The organism is Rathayibacter sp. AY2B9 (assembly GCF_002931595.1).
GTDB lineage: Bacteria > Actinomycetota > Actinomycetes > Actinomycetales > Microbacteriaceae > Rathayibacter.
Genome location: NZ_PSUB01000009.1, coordinates 28360 through 54332, shown reverse-complemented (window position 1 = coordinate 54332; position 25973 = coordinate 28360). Strand labels below are relative to the sequence as shown.

Here is a 25973-nt window from a genome sequence, read left to right as displayed (position 1 = left end):
GCGACCCTCCGGCACGCGCTCCCCGGGTCCGTTTGCACAGGCCCGAGCGCGGGCGCAAGCGTCGTGTGCGAGCCGCCGCCGGTCGCTACTGTCGTGACGTGGCTCAGATACCTTTCGGCAAGGCTCAGAACGGCAAGGACGCACGGCGAGCGGGTCGCGGACGCGCACCCCAGGAGGCGTCGGCGCCTCCCGAGACGGCCGCTCCGGCGCCCGCCGCCGCCCCCGAGGCGACTCCTGCTCCCCCCGCGGCCGACAGTGCTCCTGCCGCCCCGGTGACCGCGGACGCACCCGAGGCGTCGCCGGCGCCCGCGACGACCGGGAGCGGCTACCGCGTCCGCGCCGAGCGCCTGCCGATCATCGACCCGCAGCCCCGGCTCGAGGACGACCGCTGGCCCGCGAAGGCGTTCGTCGGCGAGGTCGTCCCCTTCGCCGCCACGGCCTTCCGCGAGGGGCACGACCTCATCGGCGTCGACCTCCTGCTGCGCTCGCCGTCCGGGGCCGAGTCGGAGCACCGCATGTCGCTCCTCGCGACCGGCACCGACCGCTACGGCCGTCTCGTGGCCCTCGACGAGGAGGGCGACTGGAGCTACCGCATCCGCGCCTACGCCGACGACTGGGCGACCTGGCTCCACACGGCCGAGGTCAAGATCCCGGCCGGCCTGGACATCGACGTCACCTTCGCCATCGGCGAGGGCCTGCTGCGCAGCGGCGCCGACGACTCCGCGCGGCCCGAGGGCGAGCGCAGCCTGCTCTCCGACACCGCCGCCCGCGTCGGCGACACCACGCTGAGCGCCGAGGAGCGCCTCGCCGCGGCGACCGGTCCCGCCGTTCACGGCGCGCTCGACGCCCGCCCGGTGATGAGCCTCACGAGCGTCTCGGAGCCGCGCACCGTCCACGTCGAGCGCACCCGCGCCGGCGTCGGCGCCTGGTACGAGTTCTTCCCCCGCTCCGAGGGCGCCGTGCGCCACGAGGACGGGACCGTGACCAGCGGATCCTTCCGCACCGCGATCGACCGCCTTCCCGCGGTGGCCGCGATGGGCTTCGACGTGCTCTACCTGCCGCCGATCCACCCCATCGGCCGCTCCTTCCGCAAGGGCCCGAACAACACGCTCGACGCCGGCGAGAACGACCCCGGCTCGCCGTGGGCGATCGGCTCGGCCGAGGGCGGCCACGACGCGATCCACCCGGACCTGGGTACCGAGGACGACTTCCGCGCCTTCCACGCCGCGGTCGAGGCCGCGGGCCTCGAGCTCGCCCTCGACTTCGCCCTGCAGGCCTCGCCCGACCATCCCTGGGTCACCAGCCACCCCGAGTGGTTCACGACGCTCCCCGACGGCTCGATCGCCTACGCCGAGAACCCGCCGAAGAAGTACCAGGACATCTACCCGATCAACTTCGACAACGACCCCGAGGGCATCCGTCAGGAGTCGCTGCGGGTCCTGCGGCACTGGATCGACCTGGGCGTGCGGATCTTCCGCGTCGACAACCCCCACACGAAGCCGCTCGACTTCTGGGAGTGGATCATCCACGAGGTCAACGCCGAGCACCCCGAGGTCGTCTTCCTCGCGGAGGCGTTCACCCGCCCCGCGATCATGCGCGCGCTCGGCAAGGTCGGCTTCCAGCAGTCGTACTCGTACTTCACCTGGCGCAACACCAAGGAGGAGCTCGGCGAGTTCTTCACGAGCATCTCCCACGAGACGGCCGACTACATGCGGCCGAACCTCTTCGTGAACACTCCGGACATCCTCACCGAGTACCTCCAGTACGGCGGCCGCTCGGCGTACAAGGTGCGGGCGGCCCTGGCCGCGACCGCGTCGCCGCTGTGGGGGGTCTACGCCGGCTACGAACTGGTCGAGAACGTCGCTCGCCCCGGCGCCGAGGAGAACATCGACAACGAGAAGTACGAGTACAAGACGCGCGACTGGGCCGGCGCCGAGGAGTCGGGCCGCTCGCTGGCGCCGTACATCACGCGCCTCAACGAGATCCGGCGCTCGCACCCCGCGCTCGGGCAGCTGCGGAACCTGCACGTGCACGGCAGCGACGACGACGCGATCCTCGTCTACTCCAAGCACCTGCAGGCCGCGTTCACGGGTACCGGGACCGACGACACGATCATCGTCGTCGTCAACACCGACCCGCATTCGGCCCGCGAGACCACGGTCCACCTCGACCTGCCCGCGATCGGGCTCGACTGGAGCGCGACCTTCGAGGTCGAGGACCTGATCACCGGCGCCGTCTGGACCTGGGGCAGCGACGACTACGTGCGGCTCGACTCGTTCGTCGAGCCCGTGCACATCCTGAGCGTGAAGGCGGACGAGCGATGAGCGGAACCACCCCCGAGGGCACGAGCCCGGCCGAGGAGGCGGGCCTCGGCGCGCACGCCGAGACGGTCCCGACGACCGGCACCAGCTCGGCGACCACCTCCGGCCACGGCGCGCACATCGCCGACGCGGCGCTCGACGCTCGACAGCACCCCGGAGCGGAGGGCGAGAACGCGCGCAGCTACGCGGTCGAGACTGTCCCGGAGGCGCCTCAGCCGGTCGCGGCCGACGACGCCGTGACCGTCGAGCCCGACGCCGACGACACGGACGCCGCTCCGGTCGGCAGCGGGGCCGAGGGCGACCTGCCCGACGACACGGACGCCGCCGATTCCGTCGCAGCGGACAGCGCCGCTCCCGTCGAGACGACCGCGGACCCCGCGTCCGCTTCGGGCCCCGTCGACGGCACCGCTGCGATCGCGCTGCCCGACATCCCCGAGTGGGTGCTGCAGCAGCTCGCCACCGGCAGCAACGCGCTCCCCCACGACGTCCTGGGCCAGCACCTCGTCGCGGCCCCCGGCGTCTCCGACCCGGTGACGGTCGTCCGCGTGCGCCGCCCGCTCGCCGAGAAGGTCGCCGTGGTGCTCGCCACCGGCGCCCGCGTCGAGCTCAGCCACCTCAGCGACGGGATCTGGCAGGGCTTCCACGTCCTCGGTCCGCAGGCGTACACCGTCGAGGCCCGCTACGGCGGCGGTGGCGAATGGACCGCGGAGGACCCCTACCGCTTCTCGAAGACGGTCGGCGACTTCGACCTCTACCTCATCGGCGAGGGCCGCCACGAGCGCCTCTGGGAGGCGCTCGGTGCCCGCCACCGCGAGCACGAGGGGGTCTGGGGCACGAGCTTCGCCGTCTGGGCCCCGCACGCCCAGGCCGCTCGGGTCGTCGGCGACTTCAACGACTGGAACGGCGAGGGCCACTCCCTCCGCAACCTCGGGACGACCGGGGTCTGGGAGATCTTCGTCCCGGGCGTCGAGCCCGGAGCCTCCTACAAGTTCGACCTGCTCTCGCGCGACGGCCACTGGGTCCGCAAGGCCGACCCGATGGCCCGCGCCACGGAGGTGCCGCCTGCGACCGCCTCGAAGGTCCCCGTCTCGCACCACCAGTGGGGCGACTCCGGCTGGATGGAGAAGCGAGCCTCGGTCGATCCGCACACGCAGCCGCTCAGCGTCTATGAGATGCACCTCGGCTCCTGGCGTCCGGGACTGGGCTACCGCGACCTCGCGGACCCGCTGATCGAGTACGTCACCGAGCTCGGCTTCACGCACGTGGAGTTCATGCCGCTCGCCGAGCACCCGTTCGGCGGCTCCTGGGGCTACCAGGTCACCGGCTACTACGCCGCCTCGAGCCGCTTCGGCACGGCCGACGACCTCAAGTACCTGATCGACCGTCTGCACCAGGCCGGCATCGGCGTCATCGTCGACTGGGTGCCCGGGCACTTCCCCAAGGACGACTTCGCCCTCGCCCGCTTCGACGGCGAGCCGCTCTACGAGCACCCGGACTGGCGCCGCGGCGAGCAGATGGACTGGGGCACCTACGTCTTCGACTTCGGGCACACCCAGGTGCGCAACTTCCTCGTCGCGAACGCCCTGTTCTGGCTCGAGGAGTTCCACGTCGACGCCCTGCGGGTGGACGCCGTCGCCTCGATGCTCTACCTCGACTACTCCCGCAAGGAGGGCGAGTGGCTGCCGAACCAGTACGGCGGACGCGAGCACCTCGAGGCGATCAGCTTCCTCCAGGAGGTCAACGCCACGGCCTACAAGCTGCACCCCGGCATCATGATGATCGCCGAGGAGTCGACGAGCTGGCCCGGCGTCACCCAGCCCACCAGCTCCGGCGGCCTCGGCTTCGGGCTCAAGTGGAACATGGGCTGGATGCACGACTCGCTCGACTACATGGCGAACGATCCGCTGTGGCGCCAGTACCACCTGGGCGAGATCACCTTCTCGTTCGTCTACGCCTTCAGCGAGAAGTTCGTCCTGCCGATCAGCCACGACGAGGTCGTGCACGGCAAGGGCTCGCTGATCCAGAAGATGCCGGGCGACCACTGGCAGCAGCTCGCGAACGTGCGCGCCTACCTCGCCTTCATGTGGGCGCACCCCGGCAAGCAGCTCCTCTTCATGGGCCAGGAGTTCGGCCAGTACTCCGAGTGGAGCGAGGAGCGCGGTCTGGACTGGTGGATCCTCGATCAGCCGAGCCACCGCGGTCTCTGGAGCCTCGTCGGTCAGCTGAACCGCGTGTACCGCGACTCGCCGTCGCTCTGGGAGCTCGACCACGAGCAGTCGGGCTTCGAGTGGATCGACGGCGGCGCGGCGGCGGCCAACGTCGTCTCGTTCCTGCGCAAGGACAGCGAGGGTCGCCCGATCGCCGTCATCGCCAACTTCTCGGGTTCGCCCGTGCACGGCTACCGCGTGAGCCTGCCCACGGCCGGCCGCTGGGAGGAGCTCGTCAACACGGACGCCGAGATCTACGGCGGCAGCGGAGTCGGGAACTTCGGAGCGGTCGAGGCTCGCGAGGAGCCGTGGGCCGGCCGCCCGGCTTCCGCCGAGCTGGTCCTGCCCCCGCTGGCCGTGCTCTACCTGCGACCCGCCGACTGATCGGTCCCCGCACGGAAGAGGCCGCCCGCCGCGACGATCGTCGCGAGCGGGCGGCCTCTCGGCGTTCCGGCCGGCGTCAGTAGAGCAGGCCGGTGAGCCGGGCCCGAGCCTTGGTGACGCGCGGGTCGGTCTGACCGACGATCTCGAAGAGCTCCAGGAGACGAGCCCGGACGGCGGCCTTCCCCTCGGCGTCGAGGCGCGGGAACATCGAGAGCAGCCGGTCGAAGGCATCCTCGACGTGGCCGCCAGAGACGTCCAGGTCGGCGACGGCGAGCTGCGCGTCGAGGTTCGACGGCTCGGCTGCGGCGGTCGAGCGGATGTCGTCGAGCGTGCGGCCCTGGAGGCGGGCCAGCAGCCGCACCTGCGCGAGACCGGCGACGGCGAGGTCGTCGCGCGGGTTCTGCGCGATGGCGGTCTCGTACTCGGTGATCGCCGCGGCGTAATCGCCCCGGTCGATCGCGTCGTAGGCCTCCTGGTGGTGCGGCGGCAGCGGCTCGGGCTCGGGCTCGCCGCCCTCGGCGGGAGCGGCTCCCTCCACCGGCACCGTGCCCGTCACACCGTTCTGAGCGGCGAGCTGGAGGACCTGCTCGAGCAGGTCACGCAGCTGCTCCTCGGCGACGAGGCCGCTGAACAGGGGCACCGGGCGGCCGCCGATGATCGCGGCGACCGTCGGCACGGACTGCACCTGGAACGCCTGCGCCAGCTGCGGGCTCGACTCCACGTCGACCCCGACGAGCACGAACGCGCCGGCGTACGAGACGACGACCTTCTCGAGCAGCGCGGTCATGCTCTGGCTCTGGTCCGACCAGGAGCCGCGCAGGTCGACGATCACCGGCACGCGCGAGGAGAGCTGGACCACCTGGTCGAACTCGGCGTCGCCGGCGGTCAGCAGCAGCGGATTCGCGCCGGGCGCGCCTCCGGGAGCGGCGGGCGCGGCCGGGGCGCCGGCGGAGGCGGCGGGCGGGGTGCGGCGGTTCACCAGCGACGAGAGGTCGACGGCGCCGCGGAGGCTTCCAGGCAGGGGCGGGACGGTGCTCACGGCAGCTGCACCACCGAGACGAGTCCCTGGCTCCATCCGAGCATCACGATCTTCTCCTCCGATCCGACGGGCGGTACGTAGAACAGCAGTTGGTATCCGTAGGTGGTCTCGATGCCGGTCGTCGACTTGTCCGTGCCCAGCAGGGTCTGCGAGGCGCCGGAGGTCGAGACGGTCGAGCCCTCGGCAGTGGGGCGGACGGTCGACGTCTCGGCGATGCTCGCCGCGACCAGGGCCCCCGAGTCGTTCGTCGCGAGCGCGATCGTCGGCGACGTGCCGGCGGCGTTCGAGAACTCGATCGAGGCGGTGTCCGGCAGCGCCTCGCGGTCGGCGTTCTTCTTGTCGACGCCGACCTGCCCCCGGAGGGTGTCGCCGTCGGCCGCGAAGAGCTCGGCGTACTGGCTCGAGTCGCCGTTGGCGAGCACGTCCGCGTACGCGGAGCCGACGGTCTGCGGGGCGAGCTTCATCAGGCGCGAGTCGGGCGCCACGATCGACGTGCCGACGGTGACGGGCGCGACGTCGGGGATGCGCGCGTTGGCCTCGAGCGAGATGGCGTAGTCGACCTTGTAGTCGACGCGCGGGCTCGCCTGGCTCATCATCAGCGCGATCGGGGCCTGGGTGGAGTCCGTCGAGTTCTGCACGACGGCGGTCACCAGGCGCGGCCACGACTCCGTGTCCTGCGGGAGCACCAGGCTCACCGGGGAGGCCGGGATCGTCTGCGGCGGGTCGATCGTCCCGCCCTTGGCGACGACGTCGTAGTTGGTGGTGCGCTCGGTGAGCGCCTCGCCCTGGAAGCGCTCGGCGAGGATCCCAGCGTCCCGGGCGGCGTCGGCGCGCGACGCGACATCGGCGACCTCGGCGACGACGGCCTCCGCCTGCTGCGTGGTGACCACGGGGGTCGGCTCGGCCGAGACCGGCTCTGCCCCCGCGGTCGCCGTGGCGGACGCGGTCGGCGCCTCGCTCGCGCCCGCGGCGAGATCCGGCCAGTAGTCGGAGCTGCAGCCGGAGAGGAGGACCGTCGTCCCGAGGACGACGGGCAGCACCAGGGCGGCCCGGCGGCGCGAGGGCGCCGGCGACGCCGTGGAGGCCTGGATCCCGGCACGCGGCCGGGGGCGGCGGGCGCCGCGGGGGATCCGACCCTGCGGTCCCTTCCGGCGCGGGCCGTGCTGGCGGCGCAGGTGGACGAAGGCCCAGATGTAGAGGACGAGGCCGAGGAGGAGGAACACGGCTCCTCCGAGCAGCAGCGGGCCGGCGAGGGGCGTCGCGGTGTCCACGGGCCAGCTGACGCGCACGGAGTCGGCTGCCGGCGCGGTGCCGTCGCTCGCGATGAGGATGGAGACGTCCTCCGGCACGTCGAGCGCCAGGGTCACGCTGCCGCTCCCCTCGAACTCCTCGAGCCAGAGGTCGGAGCCGCGCGGATCGACGACCGCCGCGTCGGCGGTCTCGACGTCGGAGGAGAGCTGGACGCGCTCGCCCGTCTCCTCCGCGGAGGTGAGGGTGTCGTCGGCGCGCTCGTAGCCGATGGCGTCGTAGCTCGAGCCGCCCACCCAGCCCAGCACGTCGGAGGTCCGGGCGTAGGCGACGACGAGGTCGCCGCTGCCCTCGACCGTGATCGTCTGGCGTCCCGGGTTGGCGCCCAGGGTGCTGCCGTCGATCACCGCGTAGGGAGTGGAGGAGTCGAGCGCGGTCTCGGCGGTGAGGGACTCCGGAGGAGCCCAGACCGTCCGCTGACCGATGCCGAGCACGATCATCGCGGCAGCGATGACGGTGGCGATGATGGCGAAGACGAACCGCACGAAAGTACTCCTCCTGCGTTGCCGGATCGGGGTGACGGCCGGGGCCGGCTCGGGGTACGCAGCCGGACCGGGGCGCGACGGCAACAGACAAAGACAGTCCACGATAGCCGATGCCCTCGCTCCGATGCCCGGGAGAAGCCGAGAGTGCGGCCCGGGCGGCGCGCGGTGCGGGTGTCGCCCCGGCCGCGGCCTCCGCGCTGAATACACTTTCCGAGTGCCGCGAGCCCCACCGCGGTCCTGCTCTGAAGGAGACGACGTGGCGAACGACGAGGCCGAATTCACCCAGGTGTTCCGTGGCTACGACCGGGACGAGGTCGACAAGGCCGTCCAGGGCCTGCGCCGCGAGCTCATCCACTCGAACACCCAGGCGGCCGAGAGCGGCCGCGAGGTGAAGCGCCTGTCCTCCCGGATCGAGGGCCTCGAGAAGGAGCTGCAGCAGGTCGGCACTCCCACCTACGCCGGCCTGGGCGCCAAGCTCGAGCACACCCTGCGCGTGGCCGAGGAGCAGTCCGAGCGGATCATCGCCCAGGCCGAGAACGACGCCTCCGCCCTCCGCCGATCCACCCGCGACGACGGCGACCGCATCCTCCAGGAGGCGCGCGACGAGGCCGAGCGCCTGGTGACCGAGGCGCGCCGCCGTGCTGACCGGACCCGCGACGAGTCCGAGGCGCAGGCCGCGGCGACGCTCGGCAAGGCCGCCGACGACCGCGACGTGATGACCCAGGACGCCGTCCGCGAGGCCGCCGCGATCCGCGGCACCGTGGCGACCGAGGCCGCCGAGACCCGCGCCACCGCGAAGCGCGAGGCCGCCGCGATCCGCTCCGAGGCCGAGCGCGAGGCTGCGGAGATGCGCGCCGTCGCTGCCCGCGAGATCGAGGTCGCCCGCGCCGAGGCCGCCCGCCTCGCCCAGGCCAACGAGCTCCTGCGGGCCGAGGTCGCCTCCGAGGTGGACCGGCTCCGGGCGGCCGTCGAGGCCGAGGTCGCCCAGGCGCGCGCGGCGGTCGAGGCCGAGGTGCTCTCGACCCGCGCCGCGCTCGACGCCGAGGTCGCCGCAGTCCGCGCCGAGGGCGCGCGCGAGATCGCCGACCAGCGCACCCGGCTCACCCAGGAGCGCGCCGAGGCCGTCGCCGTGCTCGACGCCGAGCTGGCGGGCCTGCGCGCCGCGTCCGCCGACGAGGCCGCTGCGCTCTCGCGCGAGGTCGAGCAGGCCCGGATCGACCTGGTGGTCGAGCTCGCCGCGCGCCGCGAGGAGGCCGACCGCGACGACCTGCTCCGCCACCAGGAGGCCGTCGCGCAGACCCAGCGCTACCTCGACGAGTCGAACCTGCAGCTCGCCGACGCCATCCGACGCGCGAACGACAAGCGCCTCGAGGCGGACGCCCTCCGCAGCGACGCCCTCGACGACACGACGCGACTGCGCCGGAAGGCCCAGGACGACTCCGACGCCCTGCTCGACGACGCGCGCGACCAGGCGCAGAAGCTCGTCGCGGACGCGGAGCGCCGCAGCCGCGAGCTGATGGACACCGCCGAGCGGCGCCTCGACGAGATCCGCACCGAGCGCGACGCGATCGCCGGCTACGTGTCGGGACTGCGCGGGCTCATCGGCCACATCGACGGACTCGCGGACGACAGCGACGGCGACGGCTCCGACGGCAGCGGCTCCGACGGCGACGGCTCCGACGGCGGCTCGTCCGGCCGCTAGGCGGTCGCTGGGCGGGCGGGCTCAGCCGAGCTCGCCCGCCCACTCCGTCGGCAGCGGGGATGAGGCGGGCGCGACCACGCGCACGATCTCGTCGAGGACCCGGCGGGTCTGCGCCTCGCCGACCCAGAGGTGCTTCCCGCCCTCCACGGCCACGAGGTCCAGCTGCGGCACGCTCGCGAAGCGCTCGGCGGCCGCCTCCGGCCGCAGGTAGTCGTCGAACTCCGGGACGAGCGCCACGAGCGGTCGGCCGTCCTCGCCCCAGGCGGCGACCTCCTCCGCGCTCGTGCGGTGCAGCGGCGGCGAGAGCAGGATCGCTCCCTCGACGGGGTGCTCCCTCCCCCACTTCAGCGCGAGCTCGGTGCCGAAGGACCAGCCGACCAGCCAGGGGTGCGGCAGTCCGCGCTCCGCGACGAGCGCCAGGGCTGCGGCGACGTCGGCGCGCTCCTCGGTGCCGTGTCCGAACGCGCCCTCGCTCGTGCCGCGCGGCGACGCGGTGCCGCGGGTGTTGAAGCGGAGGACCGCCAGATCGGCGAGCGCGGGCAGGCGGGCGGCGGCCTTCCGCAGGATGTGCGAATCCATGAAGCCGCCGTGGGTGGGCAGCGGATGCAGGGTGACCAGGGTCGCGACCGGCTCGTGCTCCAGGGGCAGCGCGAGCTCCCCGACAAGGGTCAGCCCGTCGGCGGTGTGCAGCTCGACGTCCTCGCGGCGGGCGGGGAGGTCGACGCCTCCGCGGATCTCGTGGGTCATCGTGCTCCTCGGATTCTCCAGCAGTGCGTGTGCCAGTGACGGCGGCCGGCCAGGTCGGCCGCGTCGCCGAGCGCGCCGTCGGCCCGCCAGGTGACCAGGTGCGGCTGGCCGATGTCGATGGTGAGCCCGCAGCCCGGGCAGAGGTAGTTCTTCACGGCCCGCGCTGCGGAGACGGGCTGGACGTTCCACTCCCGGCCGGCGTGGGACTCGGTGCGCCGGAAGCCGGCGAGCATCTGCGAGAGGTCGCGCTGCTCGTCGTCGTCGTCACGGCGGCCGCCCCGGGGTCTGTTGCTGCGCGGCATCCCCCCAGTCTAGGAGGCCGCCGCCGTGCCCCTCCCGTCAGTGGGAGCTGTCGTCCATCTCGAGCCGGGTCTCCTCGGCGTCGAGCATCAGCTGCGCCCGCCGCAGCGTCCGCGAGGAGTAGACCCCGCGCCCCCGGGCGTCCAGCAGCGCCTCCCGCTCGGCGAGCAGGACCGCTCGGCGCAGCCGCAGGTACTGCGCGTGCGGGCCGAGCGGCGCGTCCTCCGCGCGGCCGACCTGCTCCCACGCCACCTGCGAGCGGGTCAGAGTGTCGCGGCGCACGCGCTCGAGGACGCGCTCGCCCGCCTCGCCGTCGGGCAGCTCAGCCACTGCCTCGGGGAGGGCCTGGATGCCCGTGGCCGCGACCTCGTCGAGCAGCGTCGCGAGCTCGCGGCGGTCGGCCTCTCCGTCGGTGCCCTGGATGCCGGTGAGCCGGATCAGCGCGGGCAGCGTCGCACCCTGCAGGAGCAGCGTCACGACGGCGACGGTGAAGGCGATCAGGATCAGCTGGGAGCGGTAGGGAGTCTCGTCCGGCAGCGACTGGGCCGCGGCGAGCGTGACCACGCCGCGCATCCCGGACCAGGACAGGACGACTCCTCCGCGCCAGCCGAACGCCTCGCTCGTGGTCGCGGCCAGATCGGTCTCGCGCCGGAGGTAGAGCCGCTCCGCTCTCACCTGCCGCCGCCGGAAGCGCTCGTCGCTGGTGGCGCTGTTGCGCAGTCGCATGAGGCCCACCGCCAGCCGCCGGTTGATCCGCTCCGCCCGCCGACCGGAGCTGCGCAGCCACAGGAGCAGCGGCCACACGAAGAGGGCCCGCAGCATGATCAGGATGACCACGGTGGCCAGACCCAGCAGCACCGCGGTGCCCACTCCGAACTCGCCCGGGTCCACGACCCCGGAGACGATCGCCTTGATCTCGGCGCCCATGAGCAGGAAGACGCCGTTCTCGAGCAGGAACTGCGCCGTCCGCCAGTTCACCCGCTCGCTGATCCGCGACTGCGGCGAGAGGAAGCGCGCGCTGTTGTGCCCCGTGTAGATCCCGGTGACCACGACGGCGAGCACCCCGGACGCGCCCAGCTCCTCGGCCGGGATGTAGGCCAGGAACGGCACGGCGAAGGACACGGCGGTGTCGAGCACCGGGTCCCGCAGCGTCGAGCGCACGAAGACGGTGAGCACGCCCATCACCAGTCCGAGGACGATCGCCATCAGGACGGAGTAGACGAAGAGGACCCCCACCTCGCCCACGTCGATCGCGTCGGTCGTGACGGAGGCGCCGACCACGGCCGCCGCAGCCGTCGCGGCGCGCAGCAGCACCAGCGCCGACGCGTCGTTCACGAGGCTCTCGCCCTCGAGCACCGTCACCAGGCGGGGCGGGAGTCCGAGCTTCTTGCCGATCGAGGTCGCTGCCACCGCGTCGGTCGGGCTCACGACGGCGCCCAGAGCGATCGCTGCGGGCAGGCTCAGATCGGGGAACACGAGGTAGAGGAAGCCGCCCACCACGAGGGCGGTCACGACGACCAGCAGCACCGAGAGCCCGAAGATCGAGCGCAGGTTCCGCCGGAAGTCGGTGAGGGGCACCTGGATCGCGGCCGAGTACAGCAGCGGCGGCAGCACGCCCGCGAGGATCAGCTCAGGCTCGACCTCGATGTCCGGGACCCCGGGGAGGTAGGACGCGCCGATACCGATGACGACCAGGAGCAGCGGTGCGGCGATCCCGAGGCGGCTCGAGAACCGCGCGACGGTGACGACCGTGATGATCCCGACGACCCCGAGCAGCGCGTAATCCACGGCACCAGGGTAGCGAGAGCCTCAGCCCGCCGGACGCGGTGCCGAGCGGAGGGGAACGATCAGTACCAGCCGACCGACTCGGAGTGGGCCCAGGCACCGCAGGGAGAGCCGTAGCGGCCGGAGATGTAGCCGAGGCCCCAGGTGATCTGGGTGCTCGCGTTGGTCGCCCAGTCGGAGCCGGCCGACGCCATCTTGCTGCCGGGGAGTGCCTGCGGGATGCCGTAGGCACCGCTGGACTTGTTCTCGGCGTAGACGTTCCAGCCGGACTCGCGGTTCCAGAGGAGGACGAGGCAGTCGTACTCGCTGTCGGCCCAGCCGCGCTGCACGATCATGTCGTACGCGATCGCCTTCGCGGATCCGGGATCCGGAGCGGCGGCGCGCTGGACGGGAGCGGCGGTCTCGGCCTCGGCGGAGCCCGACTCCTCCTCGTCGACGGTCGCGGAAGCGGTCTGAGTCTCGGTCGGAGTGGGCGTCGGGGTCGGAGTGGGCGTCGGCTTCGGCTTCGCCTCGGCGCCGAACGAGTCGCGCTGGACGGTCCGCTCGACGGCGTCCGCGACGACGAGCCGCTGCGCGGAGTCGCCGTTGAAGCGCGCCGGGGCCTGGTAGTAGGGGGAGGCGACCGCGCCGCTGGACGGATCGACGACGTTCACCATGGCGAACGCGATCGACGCCGTGAAGGCCAGCACCGTCACCGGGATCCGAGCCCAGGAGCGCCGCACCGGGGTCTGGTGCGGGACCGCCGGGCGACCGCTGGTGCGGTTCGCGGGCGTGTGGGCGACGGAGGTCTGAGGATGCTGAGCCACGATTACGAAAGCATAACGGACGATGACCTGATCGGCCAGCAGATCCGGCTCCGGTCAGCGGACCGCCAGCATCACATCGACGACCGTGTCGAGCAGCAGGTCGACCTGCGCCTCGGCGTACCCGCCGCGCTGCGGGGCGAAGGAGACGGTCCGCACGTCGTCCACGGTCAGCACCGATCCGTCGCGGAAGTACCCGGAGATCCGGTCGGAGAAGGCGTCGACCTGGCGGATGTTGTAGCCCGTCGTGAGAGCGCCGGCCCGGGTGAACCGCTCGCGGGGAGCGCGGGCCAGCCGGTTCACGATCTCCTGGGCCGTCGACCGCGCGTCCGCGAGCCACGCCTCCTCGCCCCGGGCCGCGATCGCGTACTGGCGCTCCCGCAGGGCGAAGGCGTCCTCGAGGCGCTCGAGCGCCGCATCGACGTGGGGCGCGGAGTAGCCGCCCTTGCGCAGGGTGAACGCGGTGTGGCGCAGGTCGGCGGCGCGGAGGTCCGCCGGTCCCCCGGAGAGCTGCGAGTAGGCCTCGCGCGCCGATGCGAGGAAGGAGTCGACCTCGGCCGTGTCGTAGCCGGGACGGGACTCGCGGGCTCGGGGGAAGGGAGCGGTCATCCCGACATCATGCCAAGCCGCGCGCCGGGAGCGGAATCGGCACGCCCCGGTGAGGCGCCCGCTCAGTGGGCGAAGACGAAGTACAGCACGTAGGCCGCGGCGGCCGACGGCAGGATCGAGTCCAGCCGGTCGAGGACTCCTCCGTGGCCGGGCAGCCAGGAGCTCATGTCCTTGATGCCGATGTCGCGCTTGATCAGCGACTCGGCGAGGTCGCCGAGCGTCGCGGTGAGCAGCACCACCGCCCCGAACACCGCGCCGACCCACCAGGGCTGGCCGAGCATCAGCAGGGCGAGCAGGACGCCGACGCCGATCCCCGCGACGGCCGCACCGGCGAACCCCTCCCAGGTCTTCTTCGGGCTGATCCGCGGTGCCATCGGGTGCTTGCCCCAGGTGAGTCCGCTCACGTAGGCGCCGGTGTCGACGACGATCACGAGCACCAGGAACGCGAACGCCCAGAGCTGGCCGCCGGGCTCGGCGACGAGACGGATCGCGAAGGCGCCGAGGAAGGTCGTGTAGCCCTGGACGAACGCGCCGAGGCCGATGTCGAGGGCGAGGTCCCTCCGGCTGGAGGCGGTGCGCCGGAAGAGCTGCTCCCCCAGCCGCCAGAGGCCGACGAGGACGGATCCGCCGAGGACCGTGGCCCACGCGGCGCCGAGGCCGCCGTAGTAGGCGGCCGGCACGGCGACGACCGCCACGATCCCGGTCGGGATGCGCGGGATGTCCCGACCGGCGTGGCGCAGAGCGTTCGAGAGCTCCAGCGCCGCGAGCAGCACCACCACCCCCGCGAGCACCATGAAGAGCTCCTTGACCAGGAGGAGGCTGACGACCATCGCGCCGCCGCCGAGGAGTCCGATCGCGGTCGCCGACACGAGGTTCCGGCCGGAGCGCGCGGTCAGGCGGTCGTTCGTCGCCTCGAGCTGGGCGCGGGTCGCCTCGAGCTGGCGCTCGACGTCGGCCCGGCCCTGCTGGGCGCGCGCACGCAGCGCGTCGCGGGTGACCATCCGGGATCCCCGGGCACCCGGGACGTGCGGAGACGGTCTCTTCTCGCCGCCCTCGGGTCCTTCGGGGATCTCGGGCACCGCTACACCTCGAGCAGTTCGGATTCCTTGCGCTTGAGCGCCTCGTCGATCGCGTCGACGTGCTGCTTCGTGAGCGCCTCGAGCTCCTTCTCGCCGCGGGCGAGCTCGTCGTCGCCGATGTCGCCCTTCAGCGCGTCGAGGTCGTCCTTGCCCTTGCGGCGGATGTTGCGCACCGCGATCTTGGCGTCCTCGGCCTTGGTGCGGACGATCTTGACGAACTCCTTGCGGCGCTCGGCGGTGAGCTCCGGCAGGGTCACGCGGATGATCGTGCCGTCGTTGGTCGGGTTCGCGCCGAGGTTCGGCATGTCCCGGATGGCCTGCTCGATGTCGCGCAGCGAGCCCTTGTCGTAGGGCGTCAGGACGAGCGTGCGGGCCTCCTGGTTCTGCATCGAGGCGAGCTGCGACAGCGGCGTCGGGGTGCCGTAGTAGCTCACCAGCACCTTCTGGAACATGCCGGGGTTCGCGCGTCCGGTGCGGACCGTGGAGAAGTCCTCCTTGGCGACCTCGACGGCCTTGCCCATCTTGGTCTTCGCATCGGCCAGTACATCCGAGATCACAGGGAGCTCCTTAAGAGAGGGAAGTGGTCAGTCTAGTTCGAGACGAGCGTGCCGAGCTCGGCGCCGCGGATGGCCTTCGCGACGTTGCCCGAGGGCTCCATGCCGAAGACCTGCATCGGCATGCCGTTGTCCATGCAGAGGCTGAACGCGGTGGAGTCGACCACCTTGAGGCCCCGCTGGAGCGCCTCCTGGTAGGTCAGTGCGTCGAGCTTCTTCGCGTCGGGGTTCGTCCGCGGGTCGGCGTCGTACACGCCATCCACGCCGTTCTTGGCGACGAGGACCACGTCGGCGTGCGTCTCGAGCGCGCGCTGCGCGGCGACCGTGTCGGTCGAGAAGTACGGGAGTCCGGCGCCGGCGCCGAAGATGACGACGCGGCCCTTCTCCATGTGCCGGATCGCCCGGCGGGGGATGTAGGGCTCCGCGACCTGCGTCATCGCGATCGCGGACTGCACGCGCGTCTCGGCGCCCGCCTGCTCGAGGAAGTCCTGGAGGGCGAGGGCGTTCATCACCGTGCCCAGCATCCCCATGTAGTCGGCCCGGCCGCGGTCCATGCCGCGCTGCGAGAGCTCGGCTCCGCGGAAGAAGTTGCCGCCGCCGACGACCACCGAGATCTCCACCTCGGTCGCGGCATCGGCGATCTCGCGCGCCAGGGCGCTGATCACGTCCGGGTTCACGCCGAGCGTGCCGGCTCCGAACGCCTCCCCCGACAGCTTCAGAAGCACCCTGCGGCGCTTGCCGGTCGTCATCGCATCCGTCTCCGTCATGGACGTTTCCTCCCGTAGACCCGTACAAACCTATCCCGCGCGGAGCGGGCCCCGCGACCACGCCCGGGGCCGCCCCGGGCAGAGCGAAGGGAGCCCGGGTCGACTGAACGACCCGGACTCCCTCCTGCAGTGCTGTTAGGCGCCGACCTTGAAACGGGCGAAGCCCGACACGGTCAGGCCCGCGTCGCTCAGGACCTTGCTGACGGACAGCTTGTTGTCCTTCGCGTAGTCCTGGTCGAGCAGCGCGACCTGCTTGAAGTACGCGTTCACGCGTCCCTCGATGATCTTCGGCAGGGCGGCCTCGGGCTTGCCCTCGCCGCGCGAGATCTCCTCGACGATGCGGCGCTCGTTGTCGACCTCGGACTGCGGCACGTCCTCGCGCGAGAGGTAGGACGGGTTCGCGAACGAGATGTGCTGGGCGACGGAGCGCGCGGTCTCGGCGTCCTCGCCCGCGTAGCCGACGACCACGCCGACCTGCGGGGGCAGGTCCTTGTTCGTCTTGTGGAGGTAGATCGCGAAGTGCTCGCCCGAGACGGAGGCCACGCGGCGCAGCTCCACCTTCTCGCCGAGGATTGCGGCCTCGTCGTTGATGAGGTCGGCGACGGTCTTGCCGTCGGCGGGGGCCGCGAGGGCCTCCTCGACCGTGGTGGAGCCGGCGGCGACGACCGCGGCGAGCACGGCGTCGGCGAGGGCGATGAACTTCGTGCCCTTGGCGACGAAGTCGGTCTCGCACGCGAGCTCGATCATCGTGGCGACGCCGTCCTTCTCGGCGGCGGCGACGAGGCCCTCGCTCGTCGAGCGGTCGGCGCGCTTCGCGTTGCCCTTGGCGCCCTTGAGGCGGAGGATCTCGACCGCCTTGTCCAGGTCGCCGTCGGCCTCGACGAGCGCGTTCTTCGTGTCGACCATGCCGGTACCGAGCTGCTCGCGCAGCGTCTTGACGTCAGCGAGGCTGAAATTTGCCATGTTCTCGGAACTCCTCTTGGTTCGGAAACCCTGTGGCGCCGTCACTCGCGGCGGGCTCACGGGAGGAGCCCAGCACGCCGAGGTGACGGCGGTTCTTACTCGTGGTGAACGTGCACCGACCGAGCGGGGGCCGGACGACCGCGGGTGCGGCGTCCGACCCCCGTCACGGAACGGGGTGTCAGGCGGTGGCGGTCTCGTCGGTCGAGGTCGCGGCGGCGTCGGCCTCGGGGGCCTCCTCCGCGGCGGGGGTCTCGGCCTCGACGACGGCCTCGTCGGCGGTCTCGGCCTCGGCGTCGGCGACCTTCTCGGTCTCCGCGCCGGCCTGCTCGTTCGGCTCCTGCACGTCGGCGGCGGGCGCACCGGTGGAGAGCAGCTCCTGCTCCCACTCGGCCAGCGGCTCGACGGCGGAGACGTTGCCCTCGGCCTCGGGCTTCTGGTGGCGCTGGATGAGGCCCTCGGCCGCGGCGTCGGCGACGATGCGGGTGAGCAGGCTCACCGAGCGGATCGCGTCGTCGTTGCCCGGGATCGGGTACTGGACCTCGTCCGGGTCGCAGTTCGTGTCGAGGATGCCGATGACCGGGATGCCCAGCTTCTTGGCCTCGTCGATCGCGAGGTGCTCCTTCTTGGTGTCGACGACCCAGAGGGCCGACGGCGTCTTCGAGAGGTTGCGGATGCCGCCGAGCGACTTGTGCAGCTTGTCGAGCTCGCGCTTCTTGATGAGGAGCTCCTTCTTGGTGAAGCCGCTCTTCGACGTGTCGTCGAAGTCGAGCTCCTCCAGCTCCTTCATGCGGGCGAGGCGCTTCGAGACCGTCTGGAAGTTGGTCAGGAGGCCGCCGAGCCAGCGCTGGTTCACGTAGGGCTGGCCGACGCGGGTCGCCTGCTCCGAGATCGCGTTCTGCGCCTGCTTCTTGGTGCCGACGAAGAGGATGGTGCCGCCGTGGGCGACCGTCTCCTTGACGAAGTCGTAGGTCTTGTCGATGTAGGCCAGCGACTGCTGAAGGTCGATGATGTAGCTGCCCGAGCGCTCGGTCAGGATGAAGCGCTTCATCTTCGGGTTCCAGCGACGGGTCTGGTGCCCGAAGTGGACGCCGCTGTCGAGCAGCTGGCGCATGGTGACGACTGCCATGAGTCGTTCTCCTTGTCTCGGGGCCCGGGCGCACGACGGCGCCGAACTCCCGTTCGGTTGTCTGCGACGGCCGGTCGGCACGTCGCCCTGGCGCCCGGCGCACTCCCGCCCCGGCCGCGTGAGCGGAAAGGGACCGTGGGGAGCGGAGGCCGAATGGGCGCGCGTAGTCACCCCGACGAGCGAGGTGCTCCGTGGAGTCTAGCACCAGGACGGCCGCCTCCCCCGCTGCTGCGGGAGGGCGGCCGTCGGGGCGCGGGAGGCCGGTGCTACTTGCGCGCCGACTTCATCACGGTGCGGATGTGCAGGGTGTCCATCTCCTCCAGCGAGCGGCCCTTGGTCTCGGGCACGAACATGAAGACGAACACGAACGAGATCGCCGCGAAGGCGGCGTAGAGGCCGTAGGCCAGGGTGAGCGACACGTCCTGCGAGAGGATCGGGAACGTCACCGTGATGGCGAAGTTCGCGATCCACTGGGCCGAGGCCGCCAGGCCGAGCGCGGCCGCTCGGATCCGGTTCGGGAAGATCTCGCCGAGGAGGACCCACACCAGCGGGCCCCAGGTCGCACCGAAGAAGACGACGAACGCGTTCGCCGAGACGAGGGCGATCGGCCCCCACGCGCCGGGCAGCGAGACGTCCTCTCCGCTGATCGTCGACTGGCTGAAGGCGATGGCCATCAGTGCGAGCGAGACGGCCATGCCGGCCGATCCGACCAGCAGCAGCGGCTTCCGGCCGACCTTGTCGACCAGGAAGATCGCCACGAAGGTGACGACGACGTTCACGACCGAGGTGAAGACCGAGATCGCGAAGGAGTTGGACTCGTCGAATCCGACCGCGCTCCAGAGAGAGGTGGAGTAGTAGAAGATCACGTTGATGCCCACGAACTGCTGGAACACCGACAGCAGGATGCCGACCCAGACCACCGGGAGCAGGCCGAGGGCGGGGCCGCGGAGGCTGGAGCGCTTCGCGTTCTCGGAGTCCTCGTCGATCTTCTTCTGGATGTCCGCGAGCGCCTCGTCGACCTCGTCGCGCGGCGTGACCGTCGCGAGCACCGCGCGGGCGTCCTCGGAGCGGCCGCGGGTCGCGAGGTAGCGGGGCGACTCCGGCAGGGTCAGGGCCAGGAGGCCGTAGATGACCGCAGGCACGGCACAGGCGATGAACATCCAGCGCCACGCGGCGACGCCGAACCAGAAGGGCTCGGAGGCGCCGTCCGCGCCGTTCGCGATGAGGGTGTCCGAGAGCAGGGCGGCGAAGATGCCGAGCGTGATCGCCAGCTGCTGCAGCGACGCGAGGGCTCCGCGGATGGCCTTGGGCGCGATCTCCGAGATGTAGGTCGGAGCGATCACGGAGGCGATGCCGATGCCGAGGCCGCCGACCACGCGCCAGAGCACGAGGTCCCAGACCGCGAACGCTGCGCCGGCGCCGATGGAGGAGATGAAGAAGAGCCCGGCGCCGAGCAGCATGACCTTGATGCGGCCCCAGCGGTCGGCGAGGCGGCCCGCGAGGTACGCGCCGAGTGCGCAGCCGAGCAGCGCGGAGGCGACGGCGAAGCCGATCAGCGCGGCCGAGAGCTGGAACTCGCCCTGCACCGCCTCCACGGCACCGTTCACCACCGACGAGTCGAAGCCGAAGAGGAAGCCGCCGACCGCCGCCGCGATCGCGAGGCCGATCACCTTCCTCTTCAGCTTCGCCGCCGAGGGGTTCGGGATGTCCGCTCTCCCGCTGGTCGTGTCAGATCGTCCGCTGGTCATGGTCGTCTCCGATTCTCGCCGCCGGTGGGGGCGGGGTGCCGCTCCCGAGCCGGATCACCGGCACGTTACTCCTCGCCGCGGCACCGCCGGGACGGGTTGCGCTCTCCCCCGGCCGATGTCCTCCCTCCACAGCCGGGCCCGTCGCGCTCTCCTCCCCTGATCCGCTCGGCCGACCACCGGTCCCGGACCGGCTCCAGGAGGGTGGCCGCATGCTCCGATCCCGACTCCTGCGCCCGGGCGTGTTCGCCCTCGCCGCTCTGCTCGTCGGGGCGCCTCTCGGCACCTCGCCCTCCGGCACCTCGTCCCCCGGCCGGTCCGACCCGCGGTGGACCTCACCCGTCGCGGGCTTCTCCGTCGTGGAGCCGTGGGGCGCGCCGGCCCACCGCTACGCCCCCGGGCACCGCGGGATCGACCTCGCGGCAGCGGCCGGGCAGCCCGTGGTCGCCGTCGCGGCGGGCACCGTGTCGTTCTCGGGCAGGGTGGTCGACCGGTCCGTGGTGAGCATCGTGCACGCGGACGGTCTGGTCTCGACGGTCGAGCCGGTCGACGGATCGGTGACGGCGGGGCAGGTCCTCACCGCGGGCCAGCCCGTCGGATCAGTGGGTGCGGGCGGCCACTGCGACGGGAGGTGCGTGCACCTCGGCGTCCGCGAGGGTGGCGACTACGTCTCGCCGATGCGGTTCTTCGGCGGGATCCCCCGGGCGGTGCTCCTGCCGATGGACGACATGGCGCAGGGTGTTCAGCGAGTGGCGCGGAAGGGTGCGTCCAGCGACTCGCGCGTCCGGTCAGGCGCGGGGGTGGGCGAGGCGGTAGGCGTCGCGGATCCGCTCGGTCGAGACGTGGGTGTAGATCTGCGTGGTGCCCAGGCTCGCGTGGCCGAGCAGCTCCTGGACGGCGCGGAGGTCGGCTCCGCCGTCGAGCAGATGGGTCGCCGCGGTGTGGCGGAGGGTGTGCGGACCGGACGGTCCGGAGCCCTGCCCGCCGTCGAGGAGCCTCGCCACCACGCCGTAGACCGTGCGCGGGGTGAGGCGCGCGCCCCGCCGTCCCAGCAGCAGGGCCCCGCTCCCGTCGCCGGTGGCGAGAGAGGGTCGGGCGCGCTCCAGGTAGTCGACGAGCGCCTCCTTCGCGGGGACGCCGAACGGGACGACCCGCTGCTTGGCGCCCTTGCCGGTGACGAGCACGGTGAGCCGGCCGAGATCGACGTCGCCCAGGTCGACGGCGACCAGCTCGGAGACGCGGATGCCGGAGGCGTAGAGCAGCTCGACGATCGCAAGGTCCCGCAGCGCCACCGGGTCCTCGGTCGCGCCTCGCGCCGCGACCGTGTCGAGCACCTGTTCCGCCTGCGGGAGCGTGAGGACCCGCGGCAGTGTCCGTCCCGACTTGGGCGTCTTGAGGCGTGCGGCGACGTCGACGGGGAGCCGCTCGGTCCGATGCGCCCAGGAGGAGAAGGAGCGGACGGCCGCGGTGCGCCGGGCGAGGGTCGCGCGGGCGATCCCCGACTCCGACTCGCGCCAGAGCCAGTCGCGCAGCAGCTCGAGGTCGAGCTCGGCGGTGAGGAGCCGCCCCTTCTCCTCCGTGTGGGCGATCAGGCGCGCCAGGTCGGAGCGGTAGCCCTTCGCGGTGGCGGGCGAGAGGGACCGCTCATCGAGGACGTACCGGAGGAAGTGCTCGACCGAGTCGGCGAGCGTCTCGCCGGTCATGATCCGTCCGGCATCCGCGACCAGAGGTCGATGCGCCCCTGCTCGTCGAGCCCCTCGAGCCGCTCGATCAGGTCGGTGCCGAACCGCGTCGCGATCGGGGCCGGTGCCGTCGGCACGAACGAGGCGGCCACCGTCTCCGGGTGGACGTGGACGAGCGAGAGGCTCTGCGCTCCGTCGACGCCGGCGAGCTCCCGCTCGGGCGCTCCGAGGTCCATCGTGTAGCTGGTGGCGCCGGCGACGAGCACGGGCACGCCCGCGAAGGTCGCAGCCGTGGGGTAGTGCAGGTGGCCGCCGAGGATCGCGCGGACGTCGGTTCCGCGCACCACCTCCTCGAGGCGGTCGATCCCCCGCAGCTCGAGCACGGTCATCGCGCCGAGCGGCGTGGGCAGCGGAGGGTGGTGCAGGGCGAGGATCGTCCCCAGCGGGGCCGGTGCGGCGAGCTCGTCCTTCAGCCAGGCCAGCTGGGCGTCGGTGAGGTCGCCGTGGTGGAAGCCGGGCACCGCGCTGTCGAGCGCGATGAGCCGGAGCCCGCCGAGGTCGACGACCTGGTCCACGGGTCCCGCGCCCGCCGGGTCCTGCTCGAGGAGCACCCGCCGGAAGGCTCCGCGCTCGTCGTGGTTGCCCATCACCCAGACGATCGGGCAGCCGAACCGCTCGCCCACGGGGTCGAGCTGCTCGCGCACGCGCCGGTAGGCGTCCTCCTCGCCGCGGTCCGCGACGTCCCCGGTCACCACGATCGCGTCCAGGCGTCCGCCGCGCTCGGCCAGCCGGCCGACCGCCTGCGCGAGGCGGGCGACCGTGTCGACCTTCCCGTAGAGCGGAGCGCCGTCGGCCAGCAGGTGCGTGTCGCTCAGATGCGCGATGACCCTGTCGGCGGCGCGGAAGTGCCCGAGCTGCGGGCGCTCTCCGCCGTGTCCTGCTGCCGTAGCGTCCATGCCGCTCCCCTCGCCGATGCCCCTTCAGCGTAGGGCGGACCGCCGACAGCGCCGCGGCGGCGGGGCCGCTCACCCGGGCGCCCGCTCCCAGTCCCCGTCCTCGGAACGGTGGACGCGTCCGTCTGCGAGGAGCGCACCCAGCGCCGACAGTGCCGAATCGAGTGATTCCCCGGAGAGCCGGGCGACGGTTGCGGCGTCACAGCCTCCTTCGGATTCGACGACGGCCAGGACTCGCGCCTCAGCCGCGGTCAGCGCTCGGCACGATCCGTCGGCGTCGCCGACGGCGAGCAGTTCGAGCACATCCGCCGGCGAGGTGACGCAGGTCGCCGCGTACTCGCGGAGGAGCCGGTGGCAGCCGGCGGAGGAGGCACTGGTCACCGGGCCCGGGACCGCGCCGAGGGGGCGGCCCAGGGCAGCCGCGTGGCCGGCGGTGTTGAGGGAGCCGGAGCGGGCGCCGGCCTCGACGACGACGGTGCCGGACGTGGAGGCCGCGATGAGGCGGTTGCGCTGCAGGAATCGCCAGCGGGTGGGCGTTGTGCCCGGCGGGACCTCCGTCGCGACGGCACAGCCGGGAGTGGCGATGATGCGGTGGAGGAGGTCGGCGTGAGCCGTCGGGTAGAGGCGGTCCGCTCCCCCGGCGAGGAAGGCGACCGTCCTGCCTCCCGAGCCGAGGGTGGCACGGTGGGCGACCGCGTCGATCCCGAAGGCACCGCCCGAGACGACGGAGACGCCTCGCGCCGCGACGCCCGCGGCGAGCTCGGCGGCCACGTGCTCGCCGTAACCGGTCGCAGCGCGGGCGCCGACGAGGGCGAGGCGGTGCGGCGGATCGAAGGCGGCGGGATCACCGCGCAGCCAGAGCAGGAATGGCGCGTGCGGCCCGAGGTCGTCGAGCGACTCGGGCCACACGGGAGCCCCGGGCAGGAGCAGCCGGGCGCCGAGTCGCTCGGCGATCTCGAGACGTCGGAACAGGAGCCTGCGGTCCAGGCGCGGTCGCCAGCGCGCCAGCCCCGACTGGAGCGCGGCGACCTCGGAGTCGAGGGGCGCGAGCGCCGCGCCTCCTTCGTCGGAGGGAGCGCGATGCGGGGGCGCGAGGATCTCCTCCGCGGACGACGAGGACACGACGTGGGCGAAGGCCTCGGCCGCGCCGACCCTCTCGATGAGGAGGGCGGCGACGGAGTCGCCGGGCTCGGTCAGAGAGTTCCAGCCGCACCGGGCAGCAGCGTCGACGAGTGCGCTCCGAGCGCAGCCGGACTCACCCGAAGGCTCGCCGTCGGCAGCCGAGTCCGGATCGGCTGCGCCGCTCGGCAGCAGTCGGCGAACAGCATCGAGCTCCGCGCCGTCGAAGAGCGCGTCGGGCCGGATCACGCGGCACCCCCACGGAGGACGAGCGCGCGCGCGAGGTGGGCTGCTGACGGCCGGTCGGCTGCGTCGAGGTCCGCGAGCGTCCAGGCCAGGCGCAGGACCCGGTCGTAGCCGCGCATGGTCACCAGACCTCGCTCCAGAGCCCGGTCGAGCGTGCGGGACTCGGCACTGGTCGGGCGCACCGCGTCCGAGCGCAGCCAGGCGCCGGAGACCTCCGAGTTGAGCGTCCACGGCGTGGAGGCGAGGCGAGCCGCTGCGAGGGACCGCGCCGCGGCGACATGGGCGCGGGCCTGCGCCGTCGACATTCCGGACGTGTCTCGACGTGCGGCCAGCTGAGCCGCGCTGATCCGGCGGACCGTCAGGCGGATGTCGACGCGGTCGAGCAGCGGTCCGCTGAGCCGCGCGAGGTAGCGGCGGCGGACCGAGGGAGCACAGGTGCAGGTCTCTCCGGGGATGCCGAAGCGGCCGCACGGGCACGGGTTCGCCGCGAGGACGAGCTGCACCCGCGCGGGGAACTCGGCGACGGCGTTCGCGCGGTGGATCCGGATCACTCCGGATTCGAGCGGCTGGCGCAGCGCGTCGAGGGCGACGGACGAGAACTCGGGGGCCTCGTCGAGGAACAGCACGCCCCTGGTGGCGCGGGCGACCGCGCCGGGACGGATGCGGCCGCTGCCCCCGCCGACGATCGCTGCGGAGGAGGCCGAGTGGTGCGGACTCTCGAACGGCGGCCTGCGCACCAGCGCGCCACCGGTCGGCGCTCCGACGAGCGAGCGCATGCAGGTGGCCTCGAGCGCTGCATCGTCGTCGAGGTCGGGGAGGATGCCCGGCAAGCGCGAGGCGAGCATCGTCTTCCCGGCGCCGGGAGGCCCCAGCAGGAACACGTGGTGCCCGCCCGCCGCCGCGACGACCATCGCCTCGGCCGCCTCCTCGTTCCCCACCACGTCGGAGAGGTCGAGGCGGGCCTCCGGCTCGGACACCGTCTCAGACGGCGGCGCGGCCTCGGGGAGCACCGGCACTTCCCACTCGGCTCCGTGCCAGACGGCGGCCGCCGCCAGCGAGGAGACCGCGATCACCTCGACGCCGTCGACCAGCTCCGCCTCGAGCCGGTCCTCGACGGGGACCATCACGCGGCGCCTGCCCTCGCGGGCGGCCGCGAGCACCGCGGGCAGCACGCCCGGGACGGAGCGCAGCCGGCCGTCCAGGCCGAGCTCCCCGATGTGGACGACCGCGGCGACCGACTCCGCATCGACCTCACGGAGCGACGCGAGCGCGGCCAGCCCGATGGCGAGATCGAAGGCGGAGCCGTGCTTGGGCATCGCGGCCGGCGAGAGGTTCACGGTGATCTTGTACTCGGCGATGGTGCTGCCGGAGTTGATCGCCGCCGAGCGCACCCGCTCCTTCGCCTGCGCGAGCGCGGCGTCGGGCAGGCCGATGATCACCATTCCCGGGGTGCCGTCGGCCGAGTGCGCCTCCACCCCGACCACGGCTCCCGCGAAGCCGACGAGACCGACCGCCGAGGTCCTTCCCAGGCCCATCAGGCCACCGCCCGCAGGTGCCGGATCTGCGACGGGACTCCCCCGGGCGCGACGATGCCGACCGCGTCGATCCGCAGGTGGCGGGAGCGCTCGTGGTGCTCGTCGGCCCAGGCGTAGGCGAGTCGCCGCAGGCGCTGCGCCTTGGCCCGCGTGATGGCCTCGACCGGAAGCCCGAAGCGCGTCGACGAGCGCGTCTTCACCTCCACCACGACCAGTGCCGACCCGTCGCGGGCGACGATGTCGAGCTCGCCGTCGCGGACCCGCCAGTTGCGGTCGAGGATCTCGAATCCGTTGTCTCTCAGGTGCGCCGCCGCGATCTCCTCGCCGCGCCGCCCCAGTTCGTCCTTGTCCATGCGTCCTCCTGCCGGAAGCGTGCCGGAGCAGAGAGGAGCGTCGGACGGCCGGGAGGGGATCCGGGGAGAAGAGGGCCGAGGAGGCGGGTGGGGAGGGACGTCGGGCCGGGGTCTTCGGACGCCGCCGGGGGCGGCTATGCGACCAGCAGGAGGAATCCGCG

The 25973-nt window shown here is 72.7% G+C and carries 21 protein-coding genes and 1 pseudogene; 4 read left to right on the top strand and 18 right to left on the bottom strand.

Features of this window, described 5'->3' with window-relative positions; genetic code table 11:
• The first annotated feature begins 353 nt into the window (after positions 1–353).
• Positions 354–2324 carry an alpha-1,4-glucan--maltose-1-phosphate maltosyltransferase gene (locus C5C25_RS10205; RefSeq protein ID WP_258075793.1) on the top strand — a complete coding sequence of 657 codons (1971 nt, stop codon included), beginning with the start codon at positions 354–356 and terminating at the stop codon, positions 2322–2324.
• Entirely contained in the window at positions 2321–4912 is a 2592-nt protein-coding gene (gene glgB, locus C5C25_RS10200; RefSeq protein WP_104250538.1) for a 1,4-alpha-glucan branching protein GlgB, read from the top strand. The genes C5C25_RS10205 and glgB overlap by 4 nt, the downstream gene beginning before the upstream one ends.
• Positions 4913–4988: 76 nt before the next feature.
• Here the strand turns inward: glgB and C5C25_RS10195 are convergent, their stop codons facing one another.
• Positions 4989–5951 carry a tetratricopeptide repeat protein gene (locus tag C5C25_RS10195; RefSeq protein WP_104250537.1) on the bottom strand — a complete coding sequence of 321 codons (963 nt, stop codon included), beginning with the start codon at positions 5949–5951 and terminating at the stop codon, positions 4989–4991.
• Positions 5948–7744 (bottom strand): hypothetical protein, encoded by a 1797-nt coding sequence (locus C5C25_RS10190; RefSeq protein ID WP_104250536.1) that lies wholly within the window; start codon positions 7742–7744, stop codon positions 5948–5950. Before C5C25_RS10190 ends, C5C25_RS10195 begins: the two co-directional genes overlap by 4 nt.
• 256 nt (positions 7745–8000) lie before the next feature.
• On the opposite strand from C5C25_RS10190, the gene C5C25_RS10185 reads away from it, so the two are divergent.
• The gene (locus C5C25_RS10185; RefSeq protein WP_104247620.1) at positions 8001–9446 is read left to right on the top strand and encodes a DivIVA domain-containing protein; all 1446 of its coding nucleotides are present in this window, start codon (positions 8001–8003) and stop codon (positions 9444–9446) included.
• A 21-nt stretch (positions 9447–9467) separates the two neighbouring features.
• Here the strand turns inward: C5C25_RS10185 and C5C25_RS10180 are convergent, their stop codons facing one another.
• The 11 genes from C5C25_RS10180 to C5C25_RS10130 form a co-directional block, all read right to left on the bottom strand.
• Entirely contained in the window at positions 9468–10193 is a 726-nt protein-coding gene (locus tag C5C25_RS10180) for an alpha/beta hydrolase (protein ID WP_104250535.1), read from the bottom strand.
• Positions 10190–10495, bottom strand: coding sequence for a hypothetical protein (locus C5C25_RS10175; protein WP_181027199.1), 306 nt, complete (start codon positions 10493–10495; stop codon positions 10190–10192). The genes C5C25_RS10180 and C5C25_RS10175 overlap by 4 nt, the downstream gene beginning before the upstream one ends.
• Before the next feature lie 37 nt (positions 10496–10532).
• Positions 10533–12281, bottom strand: coding sequence for a sodium:proton antiporter (locus C5C25_RS10170; protein ID WP_104250534.1), 1749 nt, complete (start codon positions 12279–12281; stop codon positions 10533–10535).
• Between the two features lie 59 nt (positions 12282–12340).
• A complete protein-coding gene (locus tag C5C25_RS10165; protein ID WP_258069388.1) occupies positions 12341–13084 on the bottom strand; it encodes a lytic transglycosylase domain-containing protein in 744 nt (247 codons plus the stop codon).
• 54 nt (positions 13085–13138) lie between these two features.
• Complete coding sequence (locus C5C25_RS10160) at positions 13139–13690, bottom strand: DivIVA domain-containing protein (RefSeq protein ID WP_104250532.1); 552 nt, start codon at positions 13688–13690, stop codon at positions 13139–13141.
• A 62-nt stretch (positions 13691–13752) separates the two neighbouring features.
• A complete protein-coding gene (locus tag C5C25_RS10155; RefSeq protein WP_104223892.1) occupies positions 13753–14691 on the bottom strand; it encodes a phosphatidate cytidylyltransferase in 939 nt (312 codons plus the stop codon).
• A gap of 80 nt (positions 14692–14771) precedes the next feature.
• Positions 14772–15326, bottom strand: a complete 555-nt coding sequence (frr, locus tag C5C25_RS10150; RefSeq protein ID WP_104232499.1) for a ribosome recycling factor — start codon at positions 15324–15326, stop codon at positions 14772–14774.
• Positions 15327–15358: 32 nt separating this feature from the next.
• A complete protein-coding gene (pyrH, locus tag C5C25_RS10145; RefSeq protein ID WP_374952923.1) occupies positions 15359–16072 on the bottom strand; it encodes a UMP kinase in 714 nt (237 codons plus the stop codon).
• A gap of 153 nt (positions 16073–16225) precedes the next feature.
• Positions 16226–17053: a translation elongation factor Ts gene (gene tsf / locus C5C25_RS10140; RefSeq protein ID WP_104223895.1), complete on the bottom strand. Its 828-nt coding sequence runs from the start codon at positions 17051–17053 to the stop codon at positions 16226–16228.
• Positions 17054–17231: 178 nt separating this feature from the next.
• On the bottom strand, positions 17232–18179 hold the full coding sequence (gene rpsB, locus C5C25_RS10135) for a 30S ribosomal protein S2 (protein ID WP_104223896.1): 948 nt from the start codon (positions 18177–18179) through the stop codon (positions 17232–17234).
• 266 nt (positions 18180–18445) lie between these two features.
• The gene (locus C5C25_RS10130; RefSeq protein WP_104223897.1) at positions 18446–19927 is read right to left on the bottom strand and encodes a sugar porter family MFS transporter; all 1482 of its coding nucleotides are present in this window, start codon (positions 19925–19927) and stop codon (positions 18446–18448) included.
• Between the two features lie 209 nt (positions 19928–20136).
• Here C5C25_RS10130 and C5C25_RS17000 point away from each other — a divergent pair.
• Positions 20137–20589 (top strand): annotated as a pseudogene (locus C5C25_RS17000) (murein hydrolase activator EnvC family protein); the annotation flags it as partial.
• Between the two features lie 123 nt (positions 20590–20712).
• Here the strand turns inward: C5C25_RS17000 and C5C25_RS10120 are convergent.
• The 5 genes from C5C25_RS10120 to C5C25_RS10100 form a co-directional block, all read right to left on the bottom strand.
• Positions 20713–21627 (bottom strand): tyrosine recombinase XerC, encoded by a 915-nt coding sequence (locus C5C25_RS10120; protein ID WP_104232497.1) that lies wholly within the window; start codon positions 21625–21627, stop codon positions 20713–20715.
• Entirely contained in the window at positions 21624–22562 is a 939-nt protein-coding gene (locus C5C25_RS10115) for a phosphodiesterase (RefSeq protein ID WP_104223899.1), read from the bottom strand. Before C5C25_RS10115 ends, C5C25_RS10120 begins: the two co-directional genes overlap by 4 nt.
• 69 nt (positions 22563–22631) lie before the next feature.
• Entirely contained in the window at positions 22632–23927 is a 1296-nt protein-coding gene (gene dprA, locus C5C25_RS10110) for a DNA-processing protein DprA (protein ID WP_258069387.1), read from the bottom strand.
• Positions 23924–25459: a YifB family Mg chelatase-like AAA ATPase gene (locus tag C5C25_RS10105; protein ID WP_104250531.1), complete on the bottom strand. Its 1536-nt coding sequence runs from the start codon at positions 25457–25459 to the stop codon at positions 23924–23926. The genes dprA and C5C25_RS10105 overlap by 4 nt, the downstream gene beginning before the upstream one ends.
• Positions 25459–25812, bottom strand: coding sequence for a YraN family protein (locus C5C25_RS10100; RefSeq protein ID WP_104250530.1), 354 nt, complete (start codon positions 25810–25812; stop codon positions 25459–25461). Before C5C25_RS10100 ends, C5C25_RS10105 begins: the two co-directional genes overlap by 1 nt.
• Positions 25813–25973: the final 161 nt, after the last annotated feature.